The sequence below is a fragment of the Halorubrum ezzemoulense DSM 17463 genome (assembly GCF_002114285.1).
GTDB classification, from domain to species: Archaea; Halobacteriota; Halobacteria; order Halobacteriales; family Haloferacaceae; genus Halorubrum; species Halorubrum ezzemoulense.
Map to the genome: position 1 here is coordinate 1 of NZ_NEDJ01000007.1, position 13421 is coordinate 13421.

The window sequence follows — 13421 nt, forward strand, 5'->3', positions numbered from 1 at the left end:
GGCGACCTTCCGGTCGCACGCCCAGCTCATCCTCCATGAACTCGGTGAGTATCTCGGTTACTCGCCACCGCCGTTGCTGGAGCGGCTGATCGAGGACGCCCAGAAGATTCACCAGCAACGACCGATCTTACAGGAGACGCTCGCTACCGCTACACAACCGAGGTGTGAGTCTTAGCTAAAGACGAATGACTCCTGTGGTTTCGACTATTCTCATGGTCGCAGTTGTGGTTGTTTTAGCCGCAACTGTTTCTGTATTTTTCCTTGATGTCACAGAGAATATTAACGAACCTGCGCCAGTCGTTGGCCAGACGAGTGGAGAATTTGAGCCAGGAGCGGATGCCCAACGTGTACGTATTACGCACATAGCTGGGGAGAGCATTCCCGCTGAAGAATTGGAAGTTGTCGTTCGTGCGTCTGGCCCTGATGTGGATGCTGAAGCACGACTGGTTAACCTTCCCGAGTTTGATGAGGAGAAAGATCCTGAGAACATAATATCATCTTATAACGATGAGATCGAGAGTAACGATCCAAATACGTGGGGCGTTGGTGACACAATCCAATCTGAGATAAACGTAAACGCTGATTTTCGTGAGCCGCCGGTAGATAGTAGTAATGATGCTGACGAACTTACCGTTCTAATTGTTCATACGCCTTCGGAGGCTGTCATTGTTAGAAAGACGTTTACACCGTAGTGTGAGATACGCAAGCGAATTCTACCGGCTGATTCAGGATATAGACGGAGAAAGTAACATTGTTCAGGTGCTGACTACACCCTCCGTATCTCGCACGCCGATCCTATCAATGCTTAAGGATTTCAACGGAGCCGGCTATTTATCAACGGATGAATGCGGCCTCGGAGGCGTTCCCTACCGGTCCCTACGCTTTGACCTTCTCGCGGAACCGCTCGCGGACCTTCTCAACCTTCGGCTGCGCGTGCATCGTACAGTAGGCGTCGGCCGGGTTCTTCTCGAAGTAGTCCTGGTGTTTCTCCTCGGCGCGGTAGAACGTCTCCAGCGGTTCGACCTCGGTCACGACCTCGTCGTCGTAGCCGCCCTCCTCGTCGAGGGCCGCCACGTACTCCTCCGCGAGCCGCCGCTGCTCGTCGTCGTGAGAGAGCACGATCGAGCGGTACTGGCTCCCAACGTCCGGGCCCTGTCGGTTCAGTTGCGTCGGGTCGTGGACCGTGAAGAACACTTCGAGGATGTCCTCGTAGGAGAGGGCGTCGGCGTCGTACTCGACCTGGACGACCTCCGCGTGGCCGGTGTTGCCGGTACACACCTCGCGGTAGGTCGGGTCGTCCGCGTGGCCGCCGGCGTAGCCGGAGGTGACGCTTTCGATCCCGTCGAGCTGCTTGAACGCCGCCTCGACGCACCAGAAGCAGCCGCCGCCGACCGTCGCGGTCTCGGTCTCTGTCATGGGATCCCGTTGGCGTCGCAGACGTATTAATGACCCGCGGCGTGCGGCGCGTGTGCCGGCTGGCGATCCACAGCTAACCCGAATCGCGGTCACGACGTGCCGGACCCCGTCCGAGGAATCAGCGAACCGAGGCACCAAGTTCTCCGAGCGGAGATGTTCCCCAGATGATCGAGTGGTTCGGTGGTGGCGAAAACGCTCTATCCATGCTCATCCCGCTGGTCGGGATCTGCGTCATCGTGGTTGCCGAACGAGTGACCGGGACCAACCGCGCCAAACGGTACGTCCTCCCGGCGTTCGTCCTCTGGTTCGGCCTCCGAGCCGTGATCGGACTCGAACAGGGACCGATCGTTTCGCTTCCCCCTCCGATCGGGCTCCTCCTCGCCGTCTCGCTTCTGGTCGGGTTCCTGTCGCTGCTGCTGTACGGGTTCTACGTCCTGTGGGCGGGACGGGACCCGATCGCCTCACGCGCGTGACCTCGTGTCCGGCGGTCGGGCTCCGACCGCCCCCGTCGCCGAACGCGTTCGCCCGGCAACCCTGCGGTCGAACGGTAGACCTTTGCCGTCGCCCGCTCCAGTCCCGGTATGGTCTCGCTGGGACTGGTGGTGGCGCGGTTCAACGACTCCGTCACGGAGCCGATGGCCGAGGCCGCCCGCGAGGCGGCGGCCGACCGCGACGCCGTCGTCGTCGACGAACTGAGCGTGCCGGGCGCGTACGACAGCCCGCTGGCCGCCGACCGCCTCGCGCGCCGCGAGGACGTCGACGCGGTCGCGGTCGTCGGCGCCATCGTCACCGGCGACACCGACCACGACCGGGTCATCGCGACCGCGACCGCCGAGAAGCTCACCGACGTGAGCCTCGACCGGGACACGCCGGTCACCTTCGGCGTGAGCGGCCCCGGGATGTCCGGCGCGGAGGCGCGCGAGCGGATCGACAAGGGCGCGGACGCGGCCGCGGCGGCGATTGACCTCGCCGAGGAACTCGACTGACACCCACGAGCCGACTACACACGACACATGAGCGACGCATACGACTTCTCGGAGCGGATCGGACGCGTAGAGCCCAGCGCGACGCTGGCGATATCGAACCTCGCGGCGGAGAAGGAGGCCGAAGGAGCCGACATCGTCGACCTCTCGGTCGGCGAGCCCGACTTCGACACCCCGGAGAACGTCGTCGAAGCGGGCAAGGACGCGCTCGACGCAGGCCACACGGGATACACCTCCTCGAACGGCGTGCCCGAACTCAAGGAGGCGATCGCGGCGAAGCTCCGCGGCACCGGGATCGACGCCGACGCGGACGAGGTGATCGTCACCCCCGGCGGCAAGCAGGCGCTGTACGAGACGTTCCAGACGCTGATCGACGAGGGCGACGAGGTCGTGCTCCTCGACCCCGCGTGGGTCTCCTACGAGGCGATGGCGAAGCTCGCCGGCGGCGACCTCTCTCGGGTCGACCTCGCGCCGCACGGGTTCCAGCTGGAGCCCGCGCTCGACGAGCTCGCCGAGACGGTCTCCGACGACACCGAACTCCTCGTCGTCAACTCCCCGTCCAATCCCACCGGCGCGGTGTTCTCCGAGGCCGCGATGGAGGGCGTTCGCGACCTCGCCGTCGAGCACGACGTTGCGGTCATCTCCGACGAGATATACGAGCGCATCGTCTACGACGCCGAGCACGTCTCGCTCGCGAGCCTCGACGGGATGGCCGACCGCACGGTGACGATCAACGGCTTCTCGAAGGCGTACTCGATGACCGGCTGGCGGCTCGGCTACCTCCACGCCACCGACGAGTTCGTCGGCGAGGCGGGGAAGCTCCACTCCCACTCCGTCTCCTGCGCGACGAACTTCGTCCAGCGCGCCGGGATCGAGGCCTTAGAGAACACCGAGGCGGCGGTTGAGGAGATGCGCGACGCCTTCGCCGACCGCCGCGACCTCCTCGTCGACCTGTTCGACGAGCACGGCGTCGACGTCGACGTCGGCGACGGCGCGTTCTACATGATGATCCCCGTCGACGACGACGATCAGGCGTGGTGCGAGGCGGCGATCGAGGAGGCCGCGGTCGCCTGCGTCCCCGGGAGCGCGTTCAACGCCCCGGGCTACGCGCGCATCTCCTACGCCGCGAGCGAAGAGCGCCTGCGCGAGGCGGTCGACCGTCTCGTCTCGAACGACCTGCTGTAGCGGGGGACGGTCTCCGGACCGGCGCGTCGCGGCCGGCACACCGCCGCGCTCTCGGGAGCCCTCCCGGTCGACGCATCGCCTCGCTTTTCGTCAGTGCGTCGTCGCTGAATTCTCCAGCTGAGCGGCCGCATCCCCCAGTAGCGCGAATCTGCGGTGCGTTTTTACCGCTGCTCCGCGAAGTTTCAACTCGGTGGTACGATGTACGACAACATACTGTTCCCGACGGACGGAAGCGCCGGCTCGGAAGCGGCGGCGGCACACGTGAGCGAACTCGCGTCGGCGTTCGACGCGACGGTCCACGTGGTCCACGTCGTCGACACCCGCGAGGGCGGCCTCGGCGTGAGCGGGGCGTTCGTCCACGAAGACAGCCAGGCGATGAGCGGGGTCTCGCCGGAGACGGGCTACATCGGCAGACACGAGGATGTCGACGCCGACGAGGTCGAGGCCGAGCTCACCGCTCACGCGAGAGAGCTCGTCGGGGCCGCGGCGGAGTCACCGGACGACATCGACATGACGACGGCCGTCGAGATGGGGACCCCTCACTCGGCGATCCTCCAGTACGCCGACGACCACGACGCCGACCTCATCGTGATGGGGACCCACGGCCGCACTGGCGGCGAGCGCTACCTGCTGGGGAGCGTCACAGAGAAGGTCGTGCGGCTGGCGGACGCGCCCGTCGTGACGGTCCGGGCGGACGAATCGGACGGCGAGTGACGGTCGCTCCGTCACCGCAGCACATTTTCCCGGCGCCCCGCAACGGGACCGCATGGACGAGGCCGAGCGAGAGGCGATACTCGACCGGGTCACCAGCCAGAGCGCGACGGTCGGCGCGTCGGTCCCGGACGAGGTCACCATCGACGGCACCGCGGTCGACCTCTCCGAGTTCATCGTGGAGACGCGCGCCGTCGACCCGGTCCCGCCGGAGGTCGAGCGCAAGGTGTCGTCGGTGAAGTCGACGCTCCGCGCCGAGCGCGAGCGTCGGATGGCCCGACTGCGAGGCGAAGGCGCCGAAACCAACGCGGGCGACACCCCCGATGACCCCCCGCTCGACCGTGAGACCGCCGAACGGCTCGCGGACGAGGTCGTCGGGATCGACCGGGCGCTGAACGCATTGGAGACGATCCGCCACCCCGACTTCGCCGACGCGCACCGCTCCGCGACGCTGGACGGCCACGAGCGCTGGCTCGCCTTCGTCGACGAGGTCCGGTGATCGCGGGCCTCGGCGGGCGTCCGATGCGACGTTCCGAAACCCTTACTCCCGGTCCGGGACACCTGCTCGTATGAGCGATACGTCCGAGTCGACGGATGACGCGGGGGAGTCCCCCGACGGGGGCGACGACGCCGCGGCCGCCGTCGACGCCGAGGAGGTCCGTCACGTCGCCGACCTGGCGCGCGTCCGGCTCGCCGACGACGAGGTCGACGAGTTCGCGGCGCAGTTCGGCGACATCTTAGAGCACTTCGAGGCGCTCGACGAGGTCCCCGAGACCGAACGCGAGGAGGACCTCGTCAACGTGATGCGCCCCGACGAGGTCCGCGACGGCCTCTCGCAGGAGGAGGCGCTCGCGAACGCCGAGGAGACGGAAGACGGCTTCTTCGTCGGCCCGAAGGTGTCGTAGATGGCGGCCGACATCAACGCCTTCGTGACGGAGGAGCGGATCGAGGGCGACGCGGACGCGGACGGTCCCCTCGCGGACGCGACCGTGGCGGTGAAGGACAACATCTCCACCGAGGGGGTCCGGACGACCTGCGGCTCGGAGATGCTCGCCGACTACGTCCCGCCCTACTCCGCGACCGTGGTCGACCGGCTGACCGACGCGGGCGCGACGGTCGTCGGGAAGACGAACATGGACGAGTTCGGGATGGGGACGACGACCGAGACCTCGGCGTTCGGCCCCACCCGGAACCCGGTCGACACCGACCGCGTCCCGGGCGGCTCCTCGGGCGGCTCCGCGGCCGCGGTCGCGGCGGGCGAGGCGGACGTCGCGCTCGGCTCCGACACCGGCGGCTCGGTGCGCTGTCCGGCCGCGTTCTGCGGCGTCGTCGGGATCAAGCCGACGTACGGGCTCGTCTCCCGGTACGGGCTCATCGCGTACGCGAACTCGCTCGAACAGATCGGGCCGATCGCGGGCACCGTCGAGGAGGCCGCCGCAGCGCTCGATGTCATCGCCGGCGACGACCCCCACGACGGGACGACCCGCGACCTGCGCGAGGTCGAGGGCGCGGACCCGGACGCGAGCTACGCCGCGGCCGCGGACGGCGACGTGGCGGGGCTGACGATCGGCGTCCCCACGGAGCTGTTCGAGGGCGCCGACGAGCGCGTCGTCGAGACGGTCGAGGCCGCGATCGCGGACCTCGAAGCGCAGGGCGCGGAGACGACCGACATCTCCCTGCCGTCCGTCGAGCACGCGGTCCAGGCGTACTACGTGATCGCGATGGCGGAGGCGTCCTCGAACCTCGCGCGCTTCGACGGGGTCCGGTACGGCCACCGGAGCGGCGCCGACGGCAACTGGAACGAGTCGTTCGCGGAGACGCGCGAGGAGGGGTTCGGGGCGGAGGTCAAGCGCCGGATCCTCCTCGGCACGTACGCGCTCTCGGCCGGGTACCACGACAAGTACTACGAGAAGGCGCAGGACGCCCGCGCGTGGGTCCGGCAGGACTTCGAGGCGGCGTTCGACGAGGTAGATGTCATCGCCTCACCGACCATGCCGGTCCTCCCCTTCGAACTAGGCGAGAGCCTCGACGACCCGCTGCGGATGTACCTCGCCGACGCGAACACGACGCCGGCCAACCTCGCGAACCTCCCAGCGATCTCGGTCCCCGCCGGTGAGGCCGACGGGCTCCCGGTCGGGCTCCAGCTCGTCGGGCCGAAGTTCGGCGAGGAGACCATCGTCCGCGCCGCGAGCGCGGTCGAAGACAGATGAGCCTCACGGACGAGGAGCGGGACCGACTGGCGGACGTGGTCCGCCTCCAGCCGACGAAGAACGGCGAGCTCCAGGACGCCTGGGAGATGGAGAGCGGCAGCGAGGTCCACGGCTACCTCGAGAACCACCTGAAGGAGTACTACTACCGCGACGACGACAGCCTGATCCGCGCGACGGCGGAGGCGAACGACCTCGTCGACGTCGAGCCCGGGGTCGAGCCCGACGCGGTCGCGCGCGGCGCGGTCCCGGAGACGATCCGCGTCTCTGAGTTGGAGTCGCGGGTCACCGAGGTGCTCGCCGGACCGGACGAGCGCTCGCAGTCCGTCGTGAGCGTGCTCAACGCGCTCCGCGAGGCGTTCGACGCCGAGCCCGAGGTGGACGCGGTGCGGCGGGCGCTCCGCAGTCTGGAGCGCAAGAACGTCGTCGAGGTGGTTTACCGCACCGTGCCGACGTTCCGGCTGGCGGTCGCGCGCGACGAGATCACGGTCGAGGTCGAGGAGTAGGCGCCCGTCGGCCGACCGAGTGCCGATACGATTTTGTACCGGCACGGAAACCGTCCTCCCAATGAGCGACGCCGCCACTCCCCGCGAGCGGTTTCGCCGCAATGCGAGCAGCATCGCCGCGACGGTGGTCACCGGCACGTGGCTCGGCGCCCTCCTGGCCGGGTTCGACTGGTGGCTCGGGTTCATGCTGTTCGGGTACATCGTGATCATTCCGGTCGTCTCGATGTTGTTCGACGAGGAAGCGGAGGACTCGCTCGCCGTCGAGCCCGAGGCCGAGTCGGCCCCCGTCGAACGCGGAGAGACGGCGGAGCGCGGCGAGGCGGCCGGCGACACCACGGACGCTCTCGAACGCCTGCGGACCCGGTACGCGAACGGTGACCTCACCGACGAGCAGTTCGAGCGGAAGCTCGATCGCCTACTGGAGACCGAGACGCCGGAGGACGCCGCCGAGTGGGCGGAGCGGAACCGCGCCGCGGCTCCGGAACGCGAAGCCGAGCGGGAGCGGTGACGCGGGGCGCCGCGCCGCTCCGACGCGCCCGGCGCGACCGAACCTCAAGCTTCAATGCGCGCGGCCGACTCGACCGCGTATGAGCGACCACGAACTGCGGAAGGAGGCGCACGACCTCGACGTGACCGTCTGGGTCGGGAAGAGCGGCGTCGACGCGGTCGTCGACGAGCTTGCCGACCAACTCGACGACCGGAAGCTGGTGAAGGTGAAGTTCCTTCGGGCGGCCCGCGGCGGCACGTCGACCGACGAACTCGCCGACGAGCTCGCCGAGGCGGTCGGCGCCGACCTGATCGAGACGCGCGGCAACACGGCGGTGCTCCACTGATGGGCGCCCCCGCGGGCGCGTCCGGAGTCGTCGCGGTCGCGGGGACGCTGGAGCCGTACCTCGGTCCGCTGGCCGACATCGTCGTCGACGCCGCGATCTTCCTCGCCGTCGTCACCGCGACGTACGTCCTGTACAAGGCGGCCGTCAAGCCGCTCGTCCGCCGGGTGTTCGACCGACAGGGGCTCGACGAGCACGCCCGGCGCCCGCTCCAGAAGATCGTGGCGTTCCTCGTCCTGTTCGCCGGCGTCACGGTCGCGTTCGGCGCGGCGGGCTACCAGGGGTTCCTGCGCTCGCTCGCGACGATCGCGGCGGCGGCGACGCTCGCGATCGGCTTCGCGCTTCAGGACGTGATCAAGAACTTCGTCGCGGGCGTGTTCATCTACACGGACAAGCCGTTCCGCATCGGCGACTGGATCGAGTGGAACGGCAACTCGGGGGTCGTCGAGGACATCTCTTTCCGGGTCACCCGCGTGCGCACCTTCGACAACGAACTGCTTACGGTGCCGAACCACGCGCTGACGAGCGACGTGGTGAAGAACCCGGTCGCGAAGAAGACACTGCGGCTGAAGTTCGTCTTCGGGATCGACTACGAGGACGACGTGGAGAAGGCGACGGACATCATCGTCGAGGAGGCCGAGAGGAGCGACGCGATCCTCGAAGACCCCGCGCCGTCGGTCCGGCTGACCGAACTGGCCGACTCGTACGTCGGCCTCCAGTCGCGGATCTGGATCGACGACCCCTCGCGGGCGGACTTCGTGAAGGCGCGCGCCGACTACGTGAAGGCCGTCAAGGCGCGCTTCGACGAGGCGGGCATCTCGATCCCGTTCCCCCAGCGCACCGTCTCGGGACGCAACGAGTGGACGGATCCCTCGTCGTTCGGCGGAGACGATTGAAGCGGCGGCCGCGGCGGAGAACTCCCGCTCGGTGGAGCGGCGTCACCCGGCAGGGCGGCGCCTCGAACCGTCTGGCGGCGTCTTCCCCGTCGCTGGCGCGCTGAGTACGCCCGAGCACCGATAGTAACGAACTTCAAGGTCGGGTCTCTGGGTTGGTCCATGTACGTGGTCGTCATCGGGGCCGGCGAGGTCGGGACGAGCATGGCCGCGAGTCTCGCGTCGGACCACGAGGTCGTCGTCGTCGACGTCGATCCGGACCGGGCGGAACAGCTCAAGTACGAGCTCGACGTGCTCACCATCGCCGGGGACGGGACGTCCTCTGAGATCCAGTCGGCCGCCGACGTCGACCGCGCGGACATGGTCATCGCGTGTACCGACGACGACCAGACGAACCTCGTCGCGTGCGGGGCCGCGAAGACGCTCGGCGACGGGTTCACCATCGCCCGCGTGAAAAGCACCGAGTTCCTCCGCACCTGGCAGGGCAGCGAGGGCGCGTTCGGCGTCGACTTCATGGTGTGTACGGACCTGTTGACCGCGGAGAACATCGTCCGCGTCATCGGGCTCCCGGCGGCGATCGACGTCGACCCGTTCGCCGGCGGGCTCGTCCAGATGGCGGAGTTCGAGATCGGCGAGGGGAGCCCCGTCGCTGGACAGACCGTCTCGGAGGCCGACCGGTTCGAGTCGCTCACCTTCGTCGGGCTGTTCCGCGACGGCGAGATGACGATCCCCCGCGGCGACACGGACATCGTCGTCGGCGACCGCGCGGTGGTGGTCGGAAGCCCCGAGAGCGTTCAGTCGTTCGCGACCGACATCGCGCCCGAGGCGACGCCGGACGACGCCGACGAGATCGTCGTCGTCGGCGGCAGCGAGATCGGGTATCAGACCGCCCGGCTGCTGGAGGAGCGGGACTTCACGCCGCGGCTGATCGAGCGCGACGCCGACCGCGCGCGGTGGCTCGCCGAGAACCTCCCGGACACCGTCGTGATGGAACACGACCCCACCGACACCGAGTTCCTCTCCCGCGAACACGTCGACGAGGCCGATATCGTCGTCACGGCGCTCGGCTCCGACGAGAAGAACCTGCTCATCTCCGTGCTCGCCAAGCGCCTCGGCGTCGACCGCGTGATCGCCGTCGTCGACAGCCCCGACTACGTCACCGTCTTCGAGGAGATCGGCATCGACATCGCGATCAATCCCCGGACGGTCACCGCCGCGGAGATCACCCGGTTCACCTACGAGAGCGTCGCGGAGAACATCGCGGTGTTGGAAAACGACCAGGCGGAGGTCCTCGAACTCGAACTCACCGAGGGGTGCGGGCTCACGGGGCGACCGATATCGGACATCGTCGCGGAGAGCGACGCGCGGTTCGTTATCGGCGCGATCACGCGCAACCACCAGCTGGTCACCCCGCGCGGGGACACCGTACTTCAGGCCGGTGACCACGTGATACTCCTCGTGGAGTCCGACTCGGTCGGACAGATCGCCTCGATGGCGTGACCGCCTCCACGTGAGTACCACGATCCGCGTCGGCTGGCGGGCGAGCGTGGGACTCACCGGCGACGTCCTCGCCGCCCTCCCGGTTCCGCTCGCGTTTCCGCTGCTGATAGCCCTCTACTACGGCGAGTCGCCCGTGCCGTTCCTCGCGGCGATCGCCGTCTCGCTCGCGATCGGTGCGGCGTTCCGGTCGGTACGGGACCCCGAGGGAGACCTCGGCCCGCGGGAGGCGTTCCTCGCGGTGGCGCTGATCTGGTTCCTCGTCGCCGCCGTCGGCGCGATCCCCTTCGTCGTCGCGGGCGTCGGCACGGTCGCGCACCCGGTGAACGCGCTGTTCGAGTCGATGAGCGGACTCACCACGACGGGCGCGACGGTGCTGCGCGACTTCTCGCTCCACTCGCGGTCCGTCATGATGTGGCGGCAGGTGATCCAATGGCTCGGCGGCCTCGGAATCCTGATCCTGGCGACCGCGGTGCTCTCCGAGATCGGCGTCGGCGGGGCACAGCTGATGGAGTCGGAGTCACAGACGCAAGACGTCAACAAGCTCACGCCGAAGATATCGCGGACCGCACAGCTCATCTGGGGGATCTACTTCGGGCTCACCGGCCTCGCGATCGCGGTGTACTTCCTGCTCGGGCTCGCCGTCGACCCGCGGATGGACCTGTACAACGCGGTCGCGCACGCGTTCACGTCCGTCGCGACCGCCGGCTTCTCGCCGGAGCCGCTCTCGGTCGGCGCGTTCCACCCGCTGATCCAGTGGGCGGTCGTCCCGTTCATGGTGATCGGCTCGACCAGTTTCGTCCTCATCTACTTCGCCATCAACGGCGAGCCGATGCGCCTGCTGCGAAACGAGGAGTTTCACTTCTACCTCGGCGCGATGGCGACGTTCGCGTCGATCGTCGGGGGCGCGCTGTTCCTCGATCCGAGCGTCACCTTCGGCGCCGAGGCGACGATCCGCCACGCAGTGTTCAACGTCGCGTCCATCGTGACGACGACCGGGTACGCCAGCACCGACTACGTGCTGTGGGCGCCCGCTGCGAAGCACATGCTGTTCATGGGGATGTTCGTCGGCGGGATGGTCGGGTCGACCACCTGCTCGATCAAGTCGCTGCGGTGGCTGGTCGCGCTGAAGTCGTTCCGCCGGGACCTCTTCACCGCGATCCACCCGGAGTCCGTTCGCCCGGTCCGGATATCGGGGGAGCCGGTCGACGAGGGCGCGATCCGCGACATCTACGCGTACCTCCTCTTGAGCATCGTGATCTTCTTCCTGCTCGCCGTGGTCATCGTCGTCGACGCCGGGCGGGCGAACCTGCGCGTGACCGAGTTCGAGGCGCTCGGGGCCGCGGCGACCACGTTCCTCAATATCGGCCCGGCGTTCGGCGACGCGGGCCCGTACGGGACGTTCGCGACGTTCCCGCTGAGTACGCGGGCCGTGATGATCGTCCTGATGTGGATCGGCCGGATCGAGATCATCCCGGTCCTCGTGTTGTTCACGAAGGCGTTCTGGACCTCCTGAGTCAAGGCGGCTCTCCCGTCGTCCCCCCTTCGACAGTTTAATACAGCGAACGGGCGACCGCCATACCGTTCGAGTATCATGTCTTGGGGCGTCAACTGGAAGGCGAGTGTCGGGCTTCTCGGCGTCGGCATCAAGTACCTCGCCGTCACGCTGCTTGTTCCTCTGGTGGTGGCGCTCGCGTACGGCAAAGACATCTGGGTCTTTCTGGTCTCCATGGCGATCGTCGCGGGGCTCGGCTTCGCGGTCGAGCGAGTCGACCCCGACCCGGATCTCGGTCCCCGCGAGGCGCTGCTGTTCGTCTCGCTCGCGTGGATCGCGGCGGCGGTCATCGGCACTATCCCGTACCTGATAGCCGGCTACGGGACCGCGTCGACGATCGGTCTCCAGACCGGGTCCGTCGGCGCGTTCACGGAGTCGATCGCCAACGCGCTGTTCGAGTCGATGAGCGGGTTCACCACGACCGGTGCGACCGTCCTCGGTGAGATCAGCACCGACCGGCACTCGCACGCCGTGCTGATGTGGCGGCAGCTGACGCAGTGGCTCGGCGGGATGGGGATCATCGTCCTGATGATCGCGATCCTCCCCGAGGTCGCCGTCAACGGCGCCCAACTGATGGAGTCGGAGGCGCCCGGGCCGGAGCTACAGAAGCTCACCCCGAAGATAGCCGAGACCGCGCGGGCGCTCTGGCTCATCTACTTCGGGTTCACCGTGGTGTACATCGCGATCCTGTACGGGCTCCACCTCGCCGGGATGGCGCCGAAAATGAACCTGTTCAACGCGATCGCGCACGGGTTTACGACCCTCCCGACGGGCGGGTTCTCCCCGAAGGCCGACAGCGTCGCGGCGTTCTCGGCCGTCGTCCAGTGGGTCGTCATCCCCTTCATGCTCGTCGCCGGCGTCAACTTCGCGCTGTTCTGGCACGTGCTACGCGGCGAGGTCGAGACGATGGTGAAGAACGCGGAGTTCCGCGCGTACGCCGGGGCCGTCGCGGTCGTGACCGCCGTGCTCGCGGTGTTGCTGTTCCGCGGCGCGGCGCCGCCGATCGAGCTCGGCGGGGCGACCCAGGGGGTCGCCGAGAACTCGCTCCGGCAGGCGGCGTTCCAGATCGCGTCGCTGCTGAACTCGACGGGGTACGCCACCGCCGACTTCGCGCAGTGGAACGCCGACGCACAGATTCTCCTCATGTTCGCGATGTTCATCGGCGGTTCCGCCGGCTCGACCGGCGGCGGCGTCAAGATCGTACGGTGGCTGATCGTCGGGAAGGCGATCCGGCGCGAGCTGTTCACCTCCGCCCACCCCGACGTCGTCCGGCCGGTCCGCCTCAGCGGGAACGTCGTCGACGAGGACGCGATCCGCGGCATCATGGCGTTCACCATCCTGTACCTCGTCCTGTTCGGCGTCTCGGCGGTGTTCCTGTCCCTCGACGCGAGCCGGATCGGCGTCCAGCTGACGATGTTGGAGTCGACGAGCGCGTCGCTCGCGACGATCGGAAACATCGGCCCCGGGTTCGGTCGCCTCGGGCCGTTCGGAAGCTACCTGTTCTTCCCGGACACGTCGAAGCTGCTGATGATCTTCCTGATGTGGGTCGGTCGGCTGGAGATCGTCCCGGTGCTGGCCGTGTTCATCTCGGCCGTGGACGGTCGGTGAGGACGGTCTCGGACCCGAACGGGTCCCGAT

Annotated in this window: 16 protein-coding genes and 1 pseudogene; 16 read left to right on the forward strand and 1 reads right to left on the reverse strand. The window is 67.9% G+C overall.

What is annotated here, in order from left to right; translation table 11 throughout:
* Positions 1–175 (forward strand): annotated as a pseudogene (locus B9H04_RS17865) (IS4 family transposase); the annotation flags it as partial.
* 10 nt (positions 176–185) lie between these two features.
* Positions 186–692 (forward strand): type IV pilin, encoded by a 507-nt coding sequence (locus tag B9H04_RS03435; RefSeq protein WP_080508548.1) that lies wholly within the window; start codon positions 186–188, stop codon positions 690–692.
* A 184-nt stretch (positions 693–876) separates the two neighbouring features.
* Here the strand turns inward: B9H04_RS03435 and msrA are convergent, their stop codons facing one another.
* Positions 877–1416 carry a peptide-methionine (S)-S-oxide reductase MsrA gene (gene msrA / locus B9H04_RS03440; RefSeq protein WP_049930066.1) on the reverse strand — a complete coding sequence of 180 codons (540 nt, stop codon included), beginning with the start codon at positions 1414–1416 and terminating at the stop codon, positions 877–879.
* Positions 1417–1619: 203 nt separating this feature from the next.
* Here msrA and B9H04_RS03445 point away from each other — a divergent pair, with 203 nt between their 5' ends.
* The 14 genes from B9H04_RS03445 to B9H04_RS03510 all read left to right on the forward strand — a co-directional run bounded on the left by B9H04_RS03445 (position 1620) and on the right by B9H04_RS03510 (position 13391).
* Complete coding sequence (locus tag B9H04_RS03445) at positions 1620–1889, forward strand: hypothetical protein (protein WP_248648638.1); 270 nt, start codon at positions 1620–1622, stop codon at positions 1887–1889.
* A 108-nt stretch (positions 1890–1997) separates the two neighbouring features.
* Positions 1998–2402, forward strand: a complete 405-nt coding sequence (gene ribH, locus B9H04_RS03450) for a 6,7-dimethyl-8-ribityllumazine synthase (protein ID WP_049930063.1) — start codon at positions 1998–2000, stop codon at positions 2400–2402.
* A gap of 27 nt (positions 2403–2429) precedes the next feature.
* Entirely contained in the window at positions 2430–3584 is a 1155-nt protein-coding gene (locus B9H04_RS03455; RefSeq protein ID WP_049930061.1) for a pyridoxal phosphate-dependent aminotransferase, read from the forward strand.
* Positions 3585–3782: 198 nt separating this feature from the next.
* Entirely contained in the window at positions 3783–4298 is a 516-nt protein-coding gene (locus tag B9H04_RS03460; RefSeq protein ID WP_085682459.1) for a universal stress protein, read from the forward strand.
* A gap of 52 nt (positions 4299–4350) precedes the next feature.
* Positions 4351–4794 (forward strand): DUF5788 family protein, encoded by a 444-nt coding sequence (locus B9H04_RS03465; RefSeq protein WP_085682460.1) that lies wholly within the window; start codon positions 4351–4353, stop codon positions 4792–4794.
* A gap of 70 nt (positions 4795–4864) precedes the next feature.
* Positions 4865–5200, forward strand: coding sequence for an Asp-tRNA(Asn)/Glu-tRNA(Gln) amidotransferase subunit GatC (gene gatC / locus B9H04_RS03470; protein WP_049930056.1), 336 nt, complete (start codon positions 4865–4867; stop codon positions 5198–5200).
* A complete protein-coding gene (gene gatA, locus B9H04_RS03475; protein ID WP_049930055.1) occupies positions 5201–6505 on the forward strand; it encodes an Asp-tRNA(Asn)/Glu-tRNA(Gln) amidotransferase subunit GatA in 1305 nt (434 codons plus the stop codon).
* A complete protein-coding gene (locus B9H04_RS03480) occupies positions 6502–7008 on the forward strand; it encodes a DUF5797 family protein (protein ID WP_049930054.1) in 507 nt (168 codons plus the stop codon). Before gatA ends, B9H04_RS03480 begins: the two co-directional genes overlap by 4 nt.
* A 61-nt stretch (positions 7009–7069) precedes the next feature.
* Complete coding sequence (locus B9H04_RS03485; RefSeq protein WP_049930053.1) at positions 7070–7516, forward strand: SHOCT domain-containing protein; 447 nt, start codon at positions 7070–7072, stop codon at positions 7514–7516.
* A gap of 79 nt (positions 7517–7595) precedes the next feature.
* Positions 7596–7841 (forward strand): YhbY family RNA-binding protein, encoded by a 246-nt coding sequence (locus B9H04_RS03490; RefSeq protein WP_049930052.1) that lies wholly within the window; start codon positions 7596–7598, stop codon positions 7839–7841.
* Positions 7841–8734, forward strand: coding sequence for a mechanosensitive ion channel family protein (locus B9H04_RS03495; protein WP_049930051.1), 894 nt, complete (start codon positions 7841–7843; stop codon positions 8732–8734). The genes B9H04_RS03490 and B9H04_RS03495 overlap by 1 nt, the downstream gene beginning before the upstream one ends.
* Before the next feature lie 159 nt (positions 8735–8893).
* Complete coding sequence (gene trkA, locus B9H04_RS03500) at positions 8894–10231, forward strand: Trk system potassium transporter TrkA (protein ID WP_085682461.1); 1338 nt, start codon at positions 8894–8896, stop codon at positions 10229–10231.
* Between the two features lie 10 nt (positions 10232–10241).
* On the forward strand, positions 10242–11744 hold the full coding sequence (locus tag B9H04_RS03505) for a TrkH family potassium uptake protein (RefSeq protein ID WP_085682462.1): 1503 nt from the start codon (positions 10242–10244) through the stop codon (positions 11742–11744).
* Between the two features lie 78 nt (positions 11745–11822).
* Positions 11823–13391 carry a TrkH family potassium uptake protein gene (locus B9H04_RS03510; RefSeq protein WP_049930047.1) on the forward strand — a complete coding sequence of 523 codons (1569 nt, stop codon included), beginning with the start codon at positions 11823–11825 and terminating at the stop codon, positions 13389–13391.
* The last annotated feature ends 30 nt before the right edge of the window (positions 13392–13421 follow it).

Excerpts from the sequence above, each read along its gene's own strand:
- B9H04_RS03480 (WP_049930054.1), top strand. The coding sequence starts at position 6,502 with ATGAGCCTCACGGACGAGGAGCGGGACCGACTGGCGGACGTGGTCCGC.
- B9H04_RS03460 (WP_085682459.1), top strand. The coding sequence starts at position 3,783 with ATGTACGACAACATACTGTTCCCGACGGACGGAAGCGCCGGCTCGGAA.
- gatC (WP_049930056.1), top strand. The coding sequence starts at position 4,865 with ATGAGCGATACGTCCGAGTCGACGGATGACGCGGGGGAGTCCCCCGAC.
- B9H04_RS03485 (WP_049930053.1), top strand. The coding sequence starts at position 7,070 with ATGAGCGACGCCGCCACTCCCCGCGAGCGGTTTCGCCGCAATGCGAGC.
- ribH (WP_049930063.1), top strand. The coding sequence starts at position 1,998 with ATGGTCTCGCTGGGACTGGTGGTGGCGCGGTTCAACGACTCCGTCACG.
- B9H04_RS03445 (WP_248648638.1), top strand. The coding sequence starts at position 1,620 with ATGCTCATCCCGCTGGTCGGGATCTGCGTCATCGTGGTTGCCGAACGA.
- B9H04_RS03435 (WP_080508548.1), top strand. The coding sequence starts at position 186 with ATGACTCCTGTGGTTTCGACTATTCTCATGGTCGCAGTTGTGGTTGTT.
- B9H04_RS03490 (WP_049930052.1), top strand. The coding sequence starts at position 7,596 with ATGAGCGACCACGAACTGCGGAAGGAGGCGCACGACCTCGACGTGACC.
- gatA (WP_049930055.1), top strand. The coding sequence starts at position 5,201 with ATGGCGGCCGACATCAACGCCTTCGTGACGGAGGAGCGGATCGAGGGC.
- B9H04_RS03455 (WP_049930061.1), top strand. The coding sequence starts at position 2,430 with ATGAGCGACGCATACGACTTCTCGGAGCGGATCGGACGCGTAGAGCCC.
- B9H04_RS03495 (WP_049930051.1), top strand. The coding sequence starts at position 7,841 with ATGGGCGCCCCCGCGGGCGCGTCCGGAGTCGTCGCGGTCGCGGGGACG.
- B9H04_RS03465 (WP_085682460.1), top strand. The coding sequence starts at position 4,351 with ATGGACGAGGCCGAGCGAGAGGCGATACTCGACCGGGTCACCAGCCAG.
- B9H04_RS03510 (WP_049930047.1), top strand. The coding sequence starts at position 11,823 with ATGTCTTGGGGCGTCAACTGGAAGGCGAGTGTCGGGCTTCTCGGCGTC.
- msrA (WP_049930066.1), bottom strand. The coding sequence starts at position 1,416 with ATGACAGAGACCGAGACCGCGACGGTCGGCGGCGGCTGCTTCTGGTGC.
- trkA (WP_085682461.1), top strand. The coding sequence starts at position 8,894 with ATGTACGTGGTCGTCATCGGGGCCGGCGAGGTCGGGACGAGCATGGCC.